The sequence below is a fragment of the Bacillus kexueae genome (genome assembly GCF_022809095.1).
Lineage (GTDB): Bacteria > Bacillota > Bacilli > Bacillales > Aeribacillaceae > Bacillus_BZ > Bacillus_BZ kexueae.
Genome location: NZ_JALAZE010000002.1, coordinates 379,140 through 395,058, shown reverse-complemented (window position 1 = coordinate 395,058; position 15,919 = coordinate 379,140). Strand labels below are relative to the sequence as shown.

At 38.7% G+C, this 15,919-nt stretch carries 14 protein-coding genes; all 14 read right to left on the bottom strand.

Annotated features, from left to right (window positions below):
* Positions 1 to 10: 10 nt before the first annotated feature.
* Positions 11 to 1,339, bottom strand: a complete 1,329-nt coding sequence (locus ML543_RS06190; protein ID WP_243386277.1) for an NfeD family protein — start codon at positions 1,337 to 1,339, stop codon at positions 11 to 13.
* Positions 1,340 to 1,632: 293 nt separating this feature from the next.
* Positions 1,633 to 2,079 carry a GatB/YqeY domain-containing protein gene (locus ML543_RS06185; protein WP_243386276.1) on the bottom strand — a complete coding sequence of 149 codons (447 nt, stop codon included), beginning with the start codon at positions 2,077 to 2,079 and terminating at the stop codon, positions 1,633 to 1,635.
* Positions 2,080 to 2,093: 14 nt separating this feature from the next.
* Entirely contained in the window at positions 2,094 to 2,267 is a 174-nt protein-coding gene (gene rpsU / locus ML543_RS06180; protein WP_243386275.1) for a 30S ribosomal protein S21, read from the bottom strand.
* A gap of 147 nt (positions 2,268 to 2,414) precedes the next feature.
* Entirely contained in the window at positions 2,415 to 3,083 is a 669-nt protein-coding gene (gene deoC / locus ML543_RS06175; RefSeq protein WP_243386274.1) for a deoxyribose-phosphate aldolase, read from the bottom strand.
* An 856-nt stretch (positions 3,084 to 3,939) separates the two neighbouring features.
* The gene (mtaB, locus tag ML543_RS06170; protein ID WP_243386273.1) at positions 3,940 to 5,298 is read right to left on the bottom strand and encodes a tRNA (N(6)-L-threonylcarbamoyladenosine(37)-C(2))-methylthiotransferase MtaB; all 1,359 of its coding nucleotides are present in this window, start codon (positions 5,296 to 5,298) and stop codon (positions 3,940 to 3,942) included.
* A gap of 5 nt (positions 5,299 to 5,303) precedes the next feature.
* Positions 5,304 to 6,059 (bottom strand): 16S rRNA (uracil(1498)-N(3))-methyltransferase, encoded by a 756-nt coding sequence (locus ML543_RS06165; protein ID WP_243386272.1) that lies wholly within the window; start codon positions 6,057 to 6,059, stop codon positions 5,304 to 5,306.
* Positions 6,060 to 6,062: 3 nt separating this feature from the next.
* Positions 6,063 to 7,007: a 50S ribosomal protein L11 methyltransferase gene (gene prmA / locus ML543_RS06160; RefSeq protein ID WP_243386271.1), complete on the bottom strand. Its 945-nt coding sequence runs from the start codon at positions 7,005 to 7,007 to the stop codon at positions 6,063 to 6,065.
* A gap of 24 nt (positions 7,008 to 7,031) precedes the next feature.
* Entirely contained in the window at positions 7,032 to 8,153 is a 1,122-nt protein-coding gene (dnaJ, locus tag ML543_RS06155) for a molecular chaperone DnaJ (protein ID WP_243386270.1), read from the bottom strand.
* Positions 8,154 to 8,342: 189 nt separating this feature from the next.
* Complete coding sequence (dnaK, locus tag ML543_RS06150) at positions 8,343 to 10,175, bottom strand: molecular chaperone DnaK (RefSeq protein WP_243386269.1); 1,833 nt, start codon at positions 10,173 to 10,175, stop codon at positions 8,343 to 8,345.
* Positions 10,176 to 10,206: 31 nt separating this feature from the next.
* Positions 10,207 to 10,782, bottom strand: a complete 576-nt coding sequence (grpE, locus tag ML543_RS06145; protein ID WP_243386268.1) for a nucleotide exchange factor GrpE — start codon at positions 10,780 to 10,782, stop codon at positions 10,207 to 10,209.
* An 81-nt stretch (positions 10,783 to 10,863) separates the two neighbouring features.
* Entirely contained in the window at positions 10,864 to 11,892 is a 1,029-nt protein-coding gene (gene hrcA / locus ML543_RS06140; RefSeq protein ID WP_243386267.1) for a heat-inducible transcriptional repressor HrcA, read from the bottom strand.
* Positions 11,893 to 11,973: 81 nt separating this feature from the next.
* A complete protein-coding gene (gene hemW / locus ML543_RS06135) occupies positions 11,974 to 13,116 on the bottom strand; it encodes a radical SAM family heme chaperone HemW (RefSeq protein WP_243386266.1) in 1,143 nt (380 codons plus the stop codon).
* Positions 13,117 to 13,234: 118 nt separating this feature from the next.
* Complete coding sequence (gene lepA, locus ML543_RS06130) at positions 13,235 to 15,061, bottom strand: translation elongation factor 4 (protein ID WP_243386265.1); 1,827 nt, start codon at positions 15,059 to 15,061, stop codon at positions 13,235 to 13,237.
* 489 nt (positions 15,062 to 15,550) lie between these two features.
* Positions 15,551 to 15,901 carry a YqxA family protein gene (locus ML543_RS06125; RefSeq protein ID WP_243386264.1) on the bottom strand — a complete coding sequence of 117 codons (351 nt, stop codon included), beginning with the start codon at positions 15,899 to 15,901 and terminating at the stop codon, positions 15,551 to 15,553.
* Positions 15,902 to 15,919: the final 18 nt, after the last annotated feature.

Genomic DNA, 15,919 nt, shown 5'->3' with positions numbered 1-15,919 from the left:
ACTTTACCTCCTAATCTAATACTTCTCTTACAATAATTTTGGAACCTTCTGTTTTCATAACTTTAACTCTCTTACCTTTTTCAATATAACTTCCTTCTGTTACAACATCAAGCCGTTCGTCGTCAAAAAGGGCTGTTCCTGATGGACGTAAAGTTGTGATGGCGATTCCGACCTTCCCAATGAGGTCGACTCTCGTTTCATTTGATACATACCCTTTTTCCGTTGTTGTTCGATCACTTAAAATAATTTTCCGGAAAAATTTCATACGTTTACCAAACACCTTCGTCATTAAAATTAAAACGGTAATGGCGACAATTACAGCAATAATTAAAGAAATGGCCATTTGAAAAATATTACCAGAAGCTAAAAATAAGCTAACAATTATAGAAATCGCTCCAATTAACCCAGCGATACCACCTGGTAAAAAGAATTCTGCAATGATTAACAAAATTCCTCCTATGAATAAAATAAACGACTCCATTCCAGCTAGCCCTGCAACTTGATGCCCGTAAAAGAATAAAAGTAACGATGACAGTCCCATAAGCCCTGGTATACCAAAACCTGGACTATACAATTCTAACACAAGTCCGATGCTCCCGATGGAGAGCAAGATTGGTACTACGACAGGATGGGTTAAGAAACGAGCAATTTTTTCTGCAATAGTTACATCCGATTGCATAACGGAAGCGTTCTGAATATCCAACTCAGACAATAACTCATTGACAGACGTTACGATACCTTTAGCATATCCCACTTCAACCGCTTTATTGGCTGTTAATGTCAACAATTCCCCTTTTGGCGCTCCTACTTCTTTTAAATCAATAGAATCATCGACCATTGCTTCAGCGTAAATCGGGTTTAGTTGATGGGCTTCTGCTGCGTTAATCATTTCCGCTTTCCAAAACGAAACTGCTTTTTTATCCGCCGTATTTCCTTCTAAATCAATAATCGCGGCTGCTCCCATCGTTCCACTAGGATGAAAATAAATCTCGTCAGTGTTTAAAGCCATGTAAGCACCCGCTGAGATTGCTCGCTTATTAACGAATGCAACGGTCTTAATATTTGTGCCATTTAATGTCTTCGCAATATTAACTGCCGCCTCAACGTCTCCACCCGGTGTATCAAGCTCAAGGATAATGATATTCGCTCCCTCTTCTTCTGCTTCTTTTACGGATCTTTCAATGTAAGCAGCCAACCCTTTTTCGACTGTATCTTCTACAGATATCACATATACTTTATCTGACTGAGCTTCTGAAGTAGAAGAATTCCCTAACATGAGATAACTAAATATTAAAAGGATAATACTCAAAAAGCTTGCTAACTTAATGAAAGGGCGCATATCTTCTCCCCTCCTTTCATGTTCACCTTCCTTATGTATTACGTTTCCATCGTTAATAGGTTTCACTTTTTTAATCATATGTATGATGAGTTCTACAGGAATTTTCTAAAAATAATAAGTGATTGTTGAGTGGGTGTTTGAAATAGACATGCCAACAACTGTGAAATGCATTTTGAGCTGGAACTTCCATGACCTCTTACAATCAAATTAGATTGCTGATTCAGGTCATTCCATATTACAAGCTGCCAGACAATAAACAAAAGACACCTTATCAAGGTGCCTATTGTTCTATATTATGATAATTGTTGCAGTACAATTTTATTCACAAGCGATCCATCTGCCTTACCTTTAACTTTAGGCATAATGGCACCCATTACTTTACCCATATCTGCTTTCGAAGATGCATTCACTTCAGCAATTGTTTCTTGAACAATTTGAAGAAGCTCTTCTTCCGAAAGCTGTTCAGGCATGTAATGATTTAAAATGTCGATTTCAGATTGAATTTTTTCAACTAAATCTGAGCGACCTGCATTGCTAAATTCCTGGAGGGAGTCTTTGCGTTGCTTAAGTTCACGAGAAAGAACGGTTAGTTCCTCTTCATCGGTCAACTCACTTTTTCCAAGCTTAATACCCTCATTTTGTAATGAGGCTTTCACCATACGGATTACAGTAAGTCGATCCTTTTCTTTATTTTTCATCGCTTGTTTCATGTCTTGGTTTAAACGCTCAAGAAGACTCATACGAACACCCTCTTTTAGTATTTGCGTTTTCTAGCAGCTTCAGACTTCTTCTTACGTTTAACGCTAGGCTTTTCATAGAACTCGCGTTTTCTTACTTCTTGCAAAGTACCAGTTTTAGATACTTGGCGTCTGAAGCGACGAAGAGCATCTTCAAGCGATTCGTTTTTACGAACTACTGTTTTAGACATCCTATTTCCCTCCCTCCGAACGAAACCAATCAACATTTATGTTCCTTAAAGAAACATGTACTAACATAGTATAATATAATCATTAATTTTGGTCAACGTAAATCCTCTTTAGATTTACGTTTTTCTATCGGATGCTTTTTCAGCTTATTAATAATCACTCGTTGAAGTTTCACCTTTAACGATAGCTACGCCAGAGCTTGCACCGATACGAGTAGCACCAGCTTCTACCATCGCTTCGGCACCTTTACGATCACGTACTCCACCTGATGCTTTCACACCGATTTCAGGTCCTACTGTCTTTCTCATTAATTGAATGTCTTCTACAGTTGCTCCACCTGTTGAGAATCCTGTAGATGTTTTTACATAGTCTGCGCCAGCTTTAACTGAAAGCTCACAAGCTTTCACTTTCTCTTCTTCTGTTAACAGACATGTTTCAATAATAACCTTTGTTAACGCTTTCCCTTTTGCCGCATCAACAACAGCACGGATATCTCTTTCCACTAATTCATAGTCTTTATCCTTTAATGCACCGATGTTGATTACCATATCAACTTCAGTAGCACCATTTTCAATCGCATTTGTTGTTTCAAACGCTTTCGTTTCTGGTGTGTTTGCTCCAAGAGGAAAACCAATTACAGTACATACTTTTACTTCAGTTCCTTTTAATGCTTCTGCGGCAGTCTTAACCCAAGTTGGATTCACACAAACAGATGCGAAGGAATACTCTTTCGCTTCTTCACAAAGAGTTAAAATTTGTTGTTTTGTTAGTTCAGGTTTTAGAGCTGTATGATCAATCATGTTTGCAATGTTTGCCATACATGTAATTCTCCCTTCTATATCTTCAGTTGTACGTACCTCTCAATTCTACCATTCTTAATGAAAAATTACGAGTAGTTGAATAAAGAAATTTAACAATTTTTTTGGTCGAGCTTATTATCATTCTGGTTCAGTTTACAAAATGTGGCTATGTATTTCATTCAACTATATAAGTACGAGAGATTTGTTTTAATTTTCCTGTTTTTAAAATCCCCTTACACATCACTTTTATGTAAGGTGGTTTTTGTATATATTGTTCTTTTTACAACCATTTTAGAATGAATACATTGCATTTTCTCTTGGAGGAAGTCGAGCCTCTTCATCACACAGTAGTCAAGCCGCTCCATAATATTGAGTAAAAATAACGTCAATCTATGTACTAAAACTAACAAAATTTTAAAAAAGTCTCTTATGTAAAATATTTCTTTAACTAACAGGAATTTCATAGTAAAATGATAAGAAATCTTGTCTTTATACTTTCGTGAGGTGGTGCATGTGTACGTATTTCGAGCATCGATCCTCTTTATAACGATGAGCCTCCTCTTTCTCGTTATGACATTCTCTTTACCTTACCCTTCGCTCATGTGGTATATTTTCACATCCAAAATGGTTGTGTTCCACCTTTTAGGAATTTATTCTTCTCTCAAATGTTTATAAGAATAAAATTCCAGGAAGCAGCTGGACATTGTTTCCGCCTAACATACTAAATATTCTAAAAGTTACCTTGCTTCTAAACTTTTCTGGAAACTAGAAAATCTCCTAGTTATTAAAAACTTATTAGTGCAAAAGTGAAAAAGCAGGCGATAAGAAACAATACTCTCTTTCTTATCACCTGCTTTTCATCATTTATACTCTTTTAAGAGGTAAGTTTTACCGTTTGTTCGGATGATTCATCTTCCATAACACGGACAAATTGCCCCTCATTATATGGATAGCCAGCTTTAGTGATTTTGACCTTCACGATTTTACCGACCATCTCTTCTGTTGCTGGAAAGACAACTTTTAAGTAGTTATCCGTATATCCTTCATACAATCCACTATCTGGATTTTCCTTAAATTTTTCTTCTGGAATAACTTCAAGCACTTCTCCTTCGTATTGAGAAGCATACTCTTTTGCTAATTGATCACTTAATGCAATTAAACGATGAACACGTTCATTTTTCACTTCTTCGTCCACTTGATTCTCCATTCTCGCTGCAGGTGTACCTGTACGTTTCGAATATGGGAATACGTGCAACTCCGAAAAACCATGTTCTTTAATGAAATTATACGTTTCCATAAACTCTTCTTCTGTTTCGCCTGGGAACCCAACGATTACATCCGACGTAATTGCTAATCCAGGCAAAGCTTCACGAAGACGATTTAAACGTTCACCGAAAAACTCCATCGTATATTTTCTTCTCATACGTTTTAAAACAGAGTTCGACCCAGATTGAAGAGGAATGTGTAAATGACGAACGATTTTATCTGAACGATCCAGTACTTCAATGACTTCATCCGTAATTTGACTAGCTTCAATAGAAGAGATACGGATACGTTTTAACCCTTTCACTTTTTCATCCAAGTCAGAAAGTAACATGGCGAAGTTATAATCTTTCATGTCTTCCCCATATCCCCCTGTATGAATCCCGGTTAAAACAATCTCTTTATAACCAGCATCCACTAAACTCTGTGCTTGCTTAATGACTTCCTCAGGATTACGGGAACGCATAAGTCCTCGAGCCCACGGGATAATACAAAACGTGCAGAAGTTATTACAACCTTCCTGAATTTTAAGCGATGCACGCGTTCGATCCGTAAAAGTAGGCACATCTAACTCTTCGAATACTTTCGCTTTCATGATGTTTGAAACACCGTTAATAGGTTGACGTTCGCGCTTATATTGTTCAATATAATCAAGCATTTTGTGACGATCTTGAGTTCCGACTACAATATCAACACCTGGAATCGCCATGATTTCAGCTGGAGACGTTTGTGCATAACATCCCGTTACACAAATCACTCCATCCGGATTTTTTCGAATGGCACGACGAATCACTTGACGACTTTTTTTATCTCCAGTGTTCGTAACTGTACACGTGTTGATAACATATACATCAGCCGTACTATCGAATTCAGTCCGCTCATAACCGTTTTCTTTAAATAATTGCCAAATGGCTTCCGTTTCGTAATGGTTTACTTTACATCCTAATGTATGAAAAGCAACAGTTGGCATTTCTATCACCTCATTAGTTCAAAATGGTAAGATATAGCGGAAAGAAAATATAAAGGGGCCGTTTCCGCACGTAAGATTCTCGGTCCTAAACCACATATTACAAAACCAGCTTCGATTAGCTGTCCGATTTCTTTATCTGTAAGGCCACCTTCTGGTCCAAATAAGGCAAAGACTTTTCCTCCAGAAGATAGTTGATTGAATGATTGATGCAGTTGACTTACTTCCCCATCCTTTGCCACTTCTTCGTAGGCAACGACTTTCACGTCCGCTTCCTCTGCAAGTTGAATGATCTCTTGTAAGGATTTAGGGGATTCAACGTTCGGAATTTTGCTGCGATGTGATTGTTCAGCAGCTTCTTTCGCAATCTTTCCCCAACGTTCAACTTTCTTTGCGGCTTTCTTTTGATCTAGTTTTACAACTGAACGAGCCGCATTAAAAGGGATAAACGTGGAAGCCCCAAGCTCGGTTCCCTTTTGAATAATCCATTCTAGCTTATCCCCTTTCGGCAACCCGCTCACAATGACCACCTCTACAGGTAGTTCATTGGATTGTTCAATCCACTCAATTATTTCACATTCTACATTTTCATTTGTGATCTGCACAATTTTACATTTGGCTTGAAACCCATCGTTAAAACAGCAAATGATCACATCATTTGCTTTCATACGCATGACACGGGAGATGTGATGGACATCATCTCCCGTGATGAAAAAACGTTCATTAAGACCCTTCTTTGTTGATTCAATAAAATATCGCTGCATTGATCATCCCTCTTGTTTACGAGCAATATACGCTACCCAATCTTCCATTACAAGCGTTTCTTCAATGATAAATCCTGCTTCAATTAATGCATTACGCACTTCATCTTTTTTATTTTTAATTATCCCAGATGTAATAAAATATCCACCTGGTTTTACGATGTTTGCTGCTTCGTGATGGAATCGTAAAATAATTTCCGCCAAAATGTTGGCTACAACAAGGTCAACAGGCCCTGTCATATCATCTAGAAGATTGTTTTGCTTTACTTCAACCTTTTCATGCACTTTGTTCAATTTAACATTTAAACGTGCACTCTCTACTGCAACAGGATCTAAATCGAGCGCAGTTACTTGTTTGGCACCTAGCATAGCAGCCGCTACACTTAATACACCTGACCCTGTTCCGACATCTATGATGGTATCTCTTTGTTGAACCGTCCGTTCAAGAGCTTGGATACATAAGACAGTTGTCGGGTGTGTGCCAGTTCCAAAGGCCATCCCTGGGTCTAATTCAATTATTAGTTCGTCCGTACTCACCGGTTCATATTCTTCCCATGTTGGAACAATCGTAAACTTTTCAGATATTTTAACAGGGTGGTAGTATTTCTTCCATGCAGTTGCCCATTCCTCTTCATTGACTTCACTAATCGTAATTTGATTTAATCCTAAGTCAATGTCATAGATGAGCAAGTTATTAATAGCTTCCTTTATCCCTTCTACCGTTTCCCCTAAAAAACTATTGATTGGCAAATACGCCTTCATGATGACCCCTTCAGTAGGATAATCATTTGGGTTTAAATCGTAAATTTCACCGTATATGGAATCTCGCTCTTTAACTAATTCATACGGATCTTCAATGACAACACCACTTGCTCCTGCTTCATGTAAAATATTTGAAATGGGTTCTACAGCTTCTTGTGTTGTATGGATGCTAATTTCTGACCATTTCATGTTTCACCAAGCTCCAATCTCGTTTTATTCTCCTTTAAAGGCTCTTTTTACTTTTGCAAAAAAGCTTTCCTCTTGTTCACTCGGACGGTTTTCCGTAATATCAGCAAACTCTTTTAATAGCTCTTTTTGCTTTTCCGTTAAGTTTGTTGGCGTTACGACTCGTACGACAACATGTTGGTCACCTTGACCGTATCCACGAACGTTTGGAACACCTTTTCCACGGAGTCTAAATTTCACACCTGTTTGTGTTCCTGCCGGTATTTTTAATTTAACTTTTCCATGTAAAGTAGGAACTTCTATTTCATCTCCTAATGCGGCTTGAGCAAACGTTAGCGGCATTTCACAATAGATATCATCTCCGTTACGTTCAAAGAATTCATGATCACGCACATGGAAGACAACATACAAATCGCCTGATGGCCCGCCATTTACTCCCGGCTCACCTTGACCCGCTACGCGTAGCTGTTGTCCGTCATCAACACCTGCTGGAATTTTAACAGAAATCTTCTTGCGCTTTTTAACCTTTCCAGCGCCACCACATGTTGAACATTTTGATTTAATCATCTTTCCTGTTCCGCTACATTGGTGACAAACACGTCGGTTAACAATTCGGCCAAACGGTGTGTTTTGTTCTGTGTTGACTTGACCAGAACCACCACATGTTGAACACGTTTCAGGTGTTGTTCCAGGTTTTGCTCCCGAACCATTACAAGTATCACAAGACTCTTCACGAGGAATTTCAATTGTTGTCTCTTTTCCAAATACCGCTTCTTCAAAAGACAGCGTCATTGTATATTGTAAATCAGCTCCAGCTCTAGGGGCATTGGGGTCTCTTCTTCGACCACCACCGCCAAAAATTGAGCTAAATATATCTTCAAAACCAAACCCTCCAAAATCGGCGCCATCAAATCCACCAAACCCTTGATTCGGCCCGGCATGACCAAATTGATCATATTGCGCACGCTTTTGGTCGTCACTTAATACTTCGTAGGCTTCCTTTACTTCTTTAAACTTTTCCGGTGCATCCGCGTCTTTATTAATATCAGGGTGATATTTTTTAGAGAGCTTTCGATACGCTTTTTTAATTTCATCTTTTGTTGCGCTCTTACTAACCCCAAGTACTTCATAGTAATCACGCTTACTCATGCATTTCACACTCCCGATTTTCTCACATAAACTAAATTCTATCATTGCTCGAAATTCGAGGCAACCATTATTCACTTCAAGGAGAAAAGGTAAATTTTTTCGCTCAAGTCGAGCTCTTTCTATCCATTAGCTAAAAAAGTCAAAGCCAAGACACGCCTGACTTTGACTTTTTCCTTTATTGCTCTTTAATTACTTGTTGTCTTCGTTTACTTCTGTAAACTCAGCATCAACAACATTGTCGTCTTTCTTTGTTGCATCCGCTTCTTGACCTTGCTGCGCTTGAGCTTGTTTTGCAGCTTCTTCGTATAACTTCATAGAGAGTTGTTGTACGATTTCTTGAAGCTCATCTTTTTTCGCCTTCATTTGCTCAAGGTCATTTTTCTCAATGGCATCTTTCAACGCGTCTTTTGCGTCGTTTGCTTTTTTCACTTCCGCTTCATCTACTTTACCTTCAAGCTCTTTTAACGTTTTTTCAGTAGTGAAGACAAGCTGGTCCGCTTCGTTTCGAAGTTCTACTTCTTCCTTGCGCTTTTTATCCGCTTCTTCATTTTCTTCTGCCTCTTTGATCATACGATCAATTTCTTCATCAGATAATCCAGAAGAAGATTTAATTGTAATGTTTTGTTCTTTACCTGTACCTAAATCTTTTGCACTTACATTAACGATACCGTTTTTGTCAATATCGAATGTTACTTCGATTTGCGGTACGCCACGAGGTGCTGGTGGGATGTCCGTTAATTGGAAACGACCTAATGTTTTGTTGTCAGCCGCCATCGGACGCTCACCTTGTAAAACATGAATATCTACTGCAGTTTGATTGTCTGCAGCTGTTGAGAACACTTGAGACTTGGAAGTAGGGATTGTTGTATTACGTTCGATTAATTTCGTAAATACACCACCCATTGTTTCAATTCCAAGAGATAAAGGCGTTACGTCTAATAATACAACGTCTTTTACATCTCCTGTGATAACTCCACCTTGAATCGCTGCACCCATGGCTACAACTTCATCAGGGTTTACTCCTTTGTGTGGCTCTTTACCAATTTCTTTTTTGATTGCTTCTTGAACAGCTGGAATACGAGTTGAACCACCTACAAGAATCACTTTATCAATTTCGTTTTTGCCTAAGCCAGCGTCTTGTAGCGCTTGACGAACAGGTCCCATTGTTCTCTCTACTAAATGAGCTGATAGCTCTTCAAATTTCGCACGAGATAATGTCATTTCTAAATGAAGTGGTCCCGCTTCACCTGCTGTAATGAACGGTAAAGAAATTTGAGTAGATGTCACACCTGATAAATCTTTTTTCGCTTTTTCCGCTGCGTCTTTTAAGCGTTGTAGCGCCATTTTATCTTGCGCTAAGTCGATTCCGTTCTCTTTTTTGAATTCCGCAACTAAGTGGTCGATAATCACTTGGTCGAAATCATCTCCACCTAAACGATTATCACCAGCAGTTGAACGTACTTCAAATACACCGTCACCTAACTCAAGAATGGATACGTCAAATGTACCTCCACCTAAGTCATAAACGAGAATCGTTTGATCTTCTTCCATTTTGTCCAATCCATATGCAAGGGCAGCCGCTGTAGGCTCGTTAATAATACGTTCTACTTCTAATCCAGCGATTTTTCCAGCGTCTTTTGTTGCTTGGCGCTCTGCATCATTGAAATAAGCAGGAACCGTAATAACTGCTTTTTCCACTTTTTCACCTAAATAATCTTCAGCGTAAGACTTTAAGTATTGAAGTGTGATCGCTGAAATTTCTTGCGGTGTATATTCTTTACCTTCTACTTCTACTTTGTAATCCGTTCCCATATGACGCTTGATAGAGATGATCGTATTCGGGTTTGTAATTGCTTGGCGCTTCGCTACCTCCCCTACTTGACGCTCACCATTTTTAAATGCGACAACAGAAGGTGTAGTACGGTTTCCTTCAGGGTTTGGAATTACTTTCGGCTCTCCACCTTCTAGTACCGCCACACATGAGTTCGTTGTACCTAAGTCGATACCGATAATTTTGCCCATGTTTATAACCTCCTAAGACTTTTTATATGTATTATTGGCTTACTTTGACCATAGTTGGTCGAATAACTCGATCTTTTAATTTATAGCCCTTTTGCAGTTCTTCGACAACCATATTTGAATCGTATTGGTCATCTTCCACCTGCATAACAGCTTGATGGACAGTTGGGTCGAACTCTTTACCTACTGCTTCAATCGGCTGTAATCCTTCAGCTTCTAACGCTTGTAAAAGTTGACGATAGACCATATCCATCCCTTGGAGCAATGACTTGGTTTGGTCATCCTCTGCCTTTATTTGTAACGCTCTTTCAAAATTATCAAGAGCTGGTAATAAGTCAGTAATTAAATTTTGAGCACGATATTTTTGAGCTGCCTCTTGGTCTAAACGCACACGTCTGCGATAGTTCTCAAAATCAGCTTGAGCGCGCAAATATTTATTTTCTGCCTCGCTTAATTTCGCTTCTAGCTCGTTGATTTTCTCATTCGCTAACGTCAAATCGTCTTTTTCCTTTTCGACAGCTTCTTGATTTTCAAGTTGCTCAGCTTCTGTTTCACTAACAACCTCTTGCTCTACTGGTTGCTCTTCTGTTGTTTGCATTTTCTCCTCCATCTCTTTCACCTCCCTTAAAGTCACGATTACCCCCATGTAAAAGGATGGAGGTCTCTCCACCCTTCAATATGGACATAATCCTCATTCATGATACAAGTTTGTAAGCACTTGTGACAAGTCATTTGTAAAATATTGCAACAACCCAATTACACGGGAATACTCCATGCGCTTAGGTCCTAAAACAGCAATGGTACCAAGCTGCTTCTCTCCAACGGAATACGTTGCAGTAATTAGGCTACAGTTTTCAAGTGCTGAATTCTCATTTTCGGTTCCAATCTTGACCGCAATACCTGCTTCATTCGATTTTAACAAACGATAGATTTCTCGCTCTTCCTCAATCATGTTCAGCAAATCTCTTACTTTTTGAATGTCATGGAATTCAGGTTGAATTAACATATTCGTCTTTCCGCCAAAAAATAATTTTTCTTGACTTCCATCAGATAGCGTTTCTGTAAACATTTTAATAAACGTATCGTAATGACGAATATGCTGTTGGAGAATCAAGGCAACTTCTTTGTATATTTTATCTCTCAATTCACTTAAAGGAACTCCAACAAGACGTTCATTTAAAATGTTGACGATTTTTTCAATATCATCTTGCTTTATATTCGTCGGAAATACGATCGGCTTGTTCTCTACGTATCCTTTATCCGTGACAATAATCGCAATAGCTGAGCTCTCATTTAACGGAATAATTTGCAAATGCTTCAAACGATTTTCCGAAACTTTCGGCCCAAGCGCAATCGTAGTGTAACTTGTTAAATCAGACAAAATTTGAGCTGATTTTTGAACTAACTTCTCCAACTCATAAATTCGTTCCGCAAAAACGGACTTCAGTTGAACAATCTCACTTTTGGATATCTTTTGCGGCGATAACAAATGATCGACGTAATAACGGTATCCTTTTTCAGATGGGACCCTCCCAGAGGAAGTATGTGTTTTCTCAATAAACCCCAATTCTTCCAGGTCCGCCATTTCATTTCGGATCGTAGCCGAACTAAACGAAATCGATTCCTTTTTAGACAACGCCCGTGAACCAACAGGTTGAGCAGACTGAATAAAATCATCGATTATCACTTGAAGTATTAATAACTGGCGATCCGTAAGCATCTCTCATCACCTCTGTTAGCACTCCTCATTACCGAGTGCTAATTCTATGAATAAGGTAACAAAACTAATGGCAAATGTCAATTACTCTGCATTAGAAAGAAAGGATTGGAACACTTCATTTCCAAGGAGTTTTCCTTGGTGTGTTAAGGTGAAAACCCCATCCTTTTCTTGTAACAATCCGTTATTTATTTGTTGATTCAGTTGATTACCGAACACATCATAAATGGATATACCAAATTTTTCTTGAAATCTCATTGAAGACACTCCACTTGCCAAGCGAAGTCCTAAAAAGAGCTCTTCTTCCATCTTTTCGACGACCGTCACTTCATGTTCATCTAAATAAGGGTGACCTTCGTTATTCATTAATGACATATATTTTTTGAGCACACCTGCATTTACTCGACGAACTCCATGAACGTAACTATGAGCACCTGCTCCAAATCCATAATATTCATCATTTTTCCAATAGGTAATGTTATGCTGACTCTCGAATCCTTTTTTAGCAAAATTACTAATTTCATATTGATGAAATCCATGCTTCTCCATTTCATCCATAAGCGTTTCATACATGAGCGCCTCTTCTTCTTGTGGTGGTAAGGAGAGCTTTCCCTTTCGCCAAAGGTTGTAAAACACCGTTTTCGGTTCTACAAGCAAAGAGTAGCTTGAATAATGCGTCAACCCGAGGGTAAACGCAGTTTGTAATGTCTTTTGAAAATCAACTATCGATTGCTTCGGTAACGCGTACATTAAATCGATGCTAATGTTTTGAAACCCAACTTTTTTTGCACGCTCTATCCCTTTAAAAACTACGTCATTCGTATGAGTCCGCCCTATTCCTTTTAATAACTCTTCTTGAAAAGTTTGAACACCAATACTTAAACGGTTTACACCGTATTGAAATAAGACAGCTAATTTCTCTCGACTCAACTGTTCTGGATTTGCTTCAACAGAAAATTCAACGACATCATCCATTGGAATATGACGATGAATCATCAAGAACAACTGTTCAAGTTGTTCTACCGAAAGGGCGGTTGGCGTTCCACCCCCAATAAAGATGGTATGAACACTGTTTGTCGGAAACCTCTCCATTGTATTTTTCATTTCTGCTTCTAACGCGCTTAAATATTCAGATACAGGCTGGTTTTTTAGGAAGAACTTATTAAAATCACAATAGTGACAAATTTGTTCACAGAAAGGGATATGAATATAGACAGCTTTTGGCATGGTTATCACCTAACTTTTGTTTAATTTCCGCTTGAAATCCCTCAAATTTACAATACCTTCTGTTTCAATATTGAAAAAGGCCGCAGTCAAAATGCTGCGGCTTTTATTTTATAACTTTTTATTTGTCATCGTCCATTTTGAGGACTGCCATAAATGCTTCTTGCGGTACTTCAACCGAACCAACTTGCTTCATGCGCTTTTTACCTTCTTTTTGTTTTTCAAGAAGTTTACGTTTACGTGAGATATCTCCCCCGTAACATTTGGCTAAAACGTTTTTGCGCATCGCTTTAATTGTGGAGCGAGCAATGATTTTATGACCTATTGCTGCTTGAACAGGCACTTCGAATTGCTGTCTAGGAATAAGTTCCTTTAATTTTTCTACAATGACTTTTCCACGCTCATATGCATAGTCACGGTGAACAATAAAGGATAATGCGTCAATTTTCTCACTGTTTAATAAAATATCCATTTTGACAAGCTTCGAAGCACGGTATCCGATTAACTCATAATCAAAAGATGCATATCCTTTTGTGTTGGACTTCAGTTGATCAAAGAAGTCATAAACAATCTCAGATAAAGGAATTTCGTACGTAATATTGACACGTTTTTCATCTAAATATTGCATATCAACGAATATACCACGTTTTCCTTGACAAAGCTCCATCACCGCTCCAACAAAGTCATTTGGAACCATAATGCTCGCTTTTACGAAAGGCTCTTCAACACGATCAATTTTTTGCGGATCTGGCATGTTAGACGGATTATCAACACGTATTTCTTCCCCATCTGTTAAATATACATTGTAAATTACACTTGGCGCTGTTGTAATTAAATCGATTTTAAATTCACGTTCAATGCGCTCTTGAATAATCTCCATGTGTAACATCCCTAAAAATCCGCATCGGAATCCGAACCCTAACGCCTGTGATGTTTCAGGTTCAAATTCAAGTGCTGAGTCGTTTAACTGGAGCTTTTCAAGCGCTTCACGTAAATCATTGTACTTAGCTGTATCAATTGGATACATTCCACAGAATACCATCGGATTTAATTTACGGTATCCAGGTAATGGCTTATCTGCTGGGTTTTTAGCACTTGTAATGGTATCACCTACACGTGAATCACTTACATTCTTAATAGATGCTGTTAAGTAACCTACGTCCCCCACTGTAAGTTCGTCTAGTGGCATTGCTTTTGGTGTAAATACGCCGACTTCTGTTACTTCGAACTCTTTACCTGTTGCCATCATTTTAATTTTTTGTCCGACTTTTACAGAACCTTGGACGACGCGAATGTACGCCACAACACCGCGATATGCGTCATATAGCGAGTCAAAAATCAACGCTTGTAACGGTGCATCCGGGTCTCCTTCTGGAGCAGGTACTTTTTCAACGATTTCTTCTAAGATGTCTTCGATTCCAATCCCCGCCTTAGCCGATGCAAGTACAGCTTCACTTGCATCTAACCCAATAACATCTTCAATTTCTTGGCGGACACGCTCTGGTTCAGCACTTGGAAGATCAATTTTGTTAATGACAGGTAAAATTTCTAAATCATTATCCAACGCTAAATAAACGTTTGCTAATGTTTGAGCTTCAATCCCTTGTGCTGCGTCTACAACTAGAATTGCTCCTTCACAAGCTGCTAAACTACGTGATACTTCGTACGTAAAGTCGACATGACCTGGTGTATCAATAAGATGGAATATATATTCTTCGCCGTCTTTTGCCTTATACTTTAATTGAACTGCATTTAATTTAATCGTAATTCCACGTTCGCGTTCTAGATCCATTGAATCAAGCAATTGATCTTTCATTTCACGCTGTGTGATGGCTGCCGTTTTTTCTAAAATCCGGTCAGCTAGTGTTGATTTACCATGATCGATATGAGCGATAATGGAGAAATTACGAATCCGCTGTTGTCGTTTCAATTTTTCTTCTCTGTTCATTTATATAATCACTCCTACTACTAGCCAACTACACTAGCATTGATTATATCAATTGCCCTTTCAAGATTCAATCTTAAATGTAATACTGTCATTTGTGTGTTCGATGCCTGTTGTAAAGCGCTTCAATTTTTCCTGTCTACATCCATTGATCGAATTGATCGAGGTTAACATCATTGATTTGTTTTACGACGAAATGGAATGAGGGGCGAAAAGTACCAGCATTTCTCCAATTGGTTTTGAATGAAAGGGGACGGAGCGTCAAATCAACCGAATTTCATTTATAAGAAAAACGCAAAGCGCAAGTCCTTAGGCGAAGGGCACTGGAGGATCTGCGAGGAGGCTTCCGTCGCCACAGCAGGGTCCAAGCGACCCGAGCTGATGACGCTTGAAGCTAGACACCAAAAAAACTGTAAAGAGAATACTTTAACACTTTATTGAACTTAAACTTTCTGTAACAACGAAGAAAGGGGCTGTCTTTTTTGGACAGCCCTATTGAATCCACTTTTCTACATGTAGGGAGATGAAGTCAATAATCGAATTGACCAAAGTGGAAATCATATTTGAAAACCATTTTCCCAATTCTGAGAAGAAGTTAAAGGCCTTCATATCTTCAAGCTGTTCTTGTTTTTCATGCAAATCATGACTGGTCACCGTATTTCCAAGGATGGATGCCTCTAACTCTCCTTCATTAACCTCTTCAATTTGGAACGCTCCTAACGTTTCTGACGTATCATAACCCCTCATTTCTCTAAGGCCATCATTCGCCTGCTGCATCCCGATGATGACGCCTAAAAACATGACTGCACAAACTAGAAAGCTTTTCAGCATGAATTTTGCCACTTACAACTCCCTCCCTTC

Excerpts from the sequence above, each read along its gene's own strand:
- ML543_RS06190 (WP_243386277.1), bottom strand. The coding sequence starts at position 1,339 with ATGCGCCCTTTCATTAAGTTAGCAAGCTTTTTGAGTATTATCCTTTTA.
- ML543_RS06185 (WP_243386276.1), bottom strand. The coding sequence starts at position 2,079 with ATGAGTCTTCTTGAGCGTTTAAACCAAGACATGAAACAAGCGATGAAA.
- rpsU (WP_243386275.1), bottom strand. The coding sequence starts at position 2,267 with ATGTCTAAAACAGTAGTTCGTAAAAACGAATCGCTTGAAGATGCTCTT.
- deoC (WP_243386274.1), bottom strand. The coding sequence starts at position 3,083 with ATGGCAAACATTGCAAACATGATTGATCATACAGCTCTAAAACCTGAA.
- mtaB (WP_243386273.1), bottom strand. The coding sequence starts at position 5,298 with ATGCCAACTGTTGCTTTTCATACATTAGGATGTAAAGTAAACCATTAC.
- ML543_RS06165 (WP_243386272.1), bottom strand. The coding sequence starts at position 6,059 with ATGCAGCGATATTTTATTGAATCAACAAAGAAGGGTCTTAATGAACGT.
- prmA (WP_243386271.1), bottom strand. The coding sequence starts at position 7,007 with ATGAAATGGTCAGAAATTAGCATCCATACAACACAAGAAGCTGTAGAA.
- dnaJ (WP_243386270.1), bottom strand. The coding sequence starts at position 8,153 with ATGAGTAAGCGTGATTACTATGAAGTACTTGGGGTTAGTAAGAGCGCA.
- dnaK (WP_243386269.1), bottom strand. The coding sequence starts at position 10,175 with ATGGGCAAAATTATCGGTATCGACTTAGGTACAACGAACTCATGTGTG.
- grpE (WP_243386268.1), bottom strand. The coding sequence starts at position 10,782 with ATGGAGGAGAAAATGCAAACAACAGAAGAGCAACCAGTAGAGCAAGAG.
- hrcA (WP_243386267.1), bottom strand. The coding sequence starts at position 11,892 with ATGCTTACGGATCGCCAGTTATTAATACTTCAAGTGATAATCGATGAT.
- hemW (WP_243386266.1), bottom strand. The coding sequence starts at position 13,116 with ATGCCAAAAGCTGTCTATATTCATATCCCTTTCTGTGAACAAATTTGT.
- lepA (WP_243386265.1), bottom strand. The coding sequence starts at position 15,061 with ATGAACAGAGAAGAAAAATTGAAACGACAACAGCGGATTCGTAATTTC.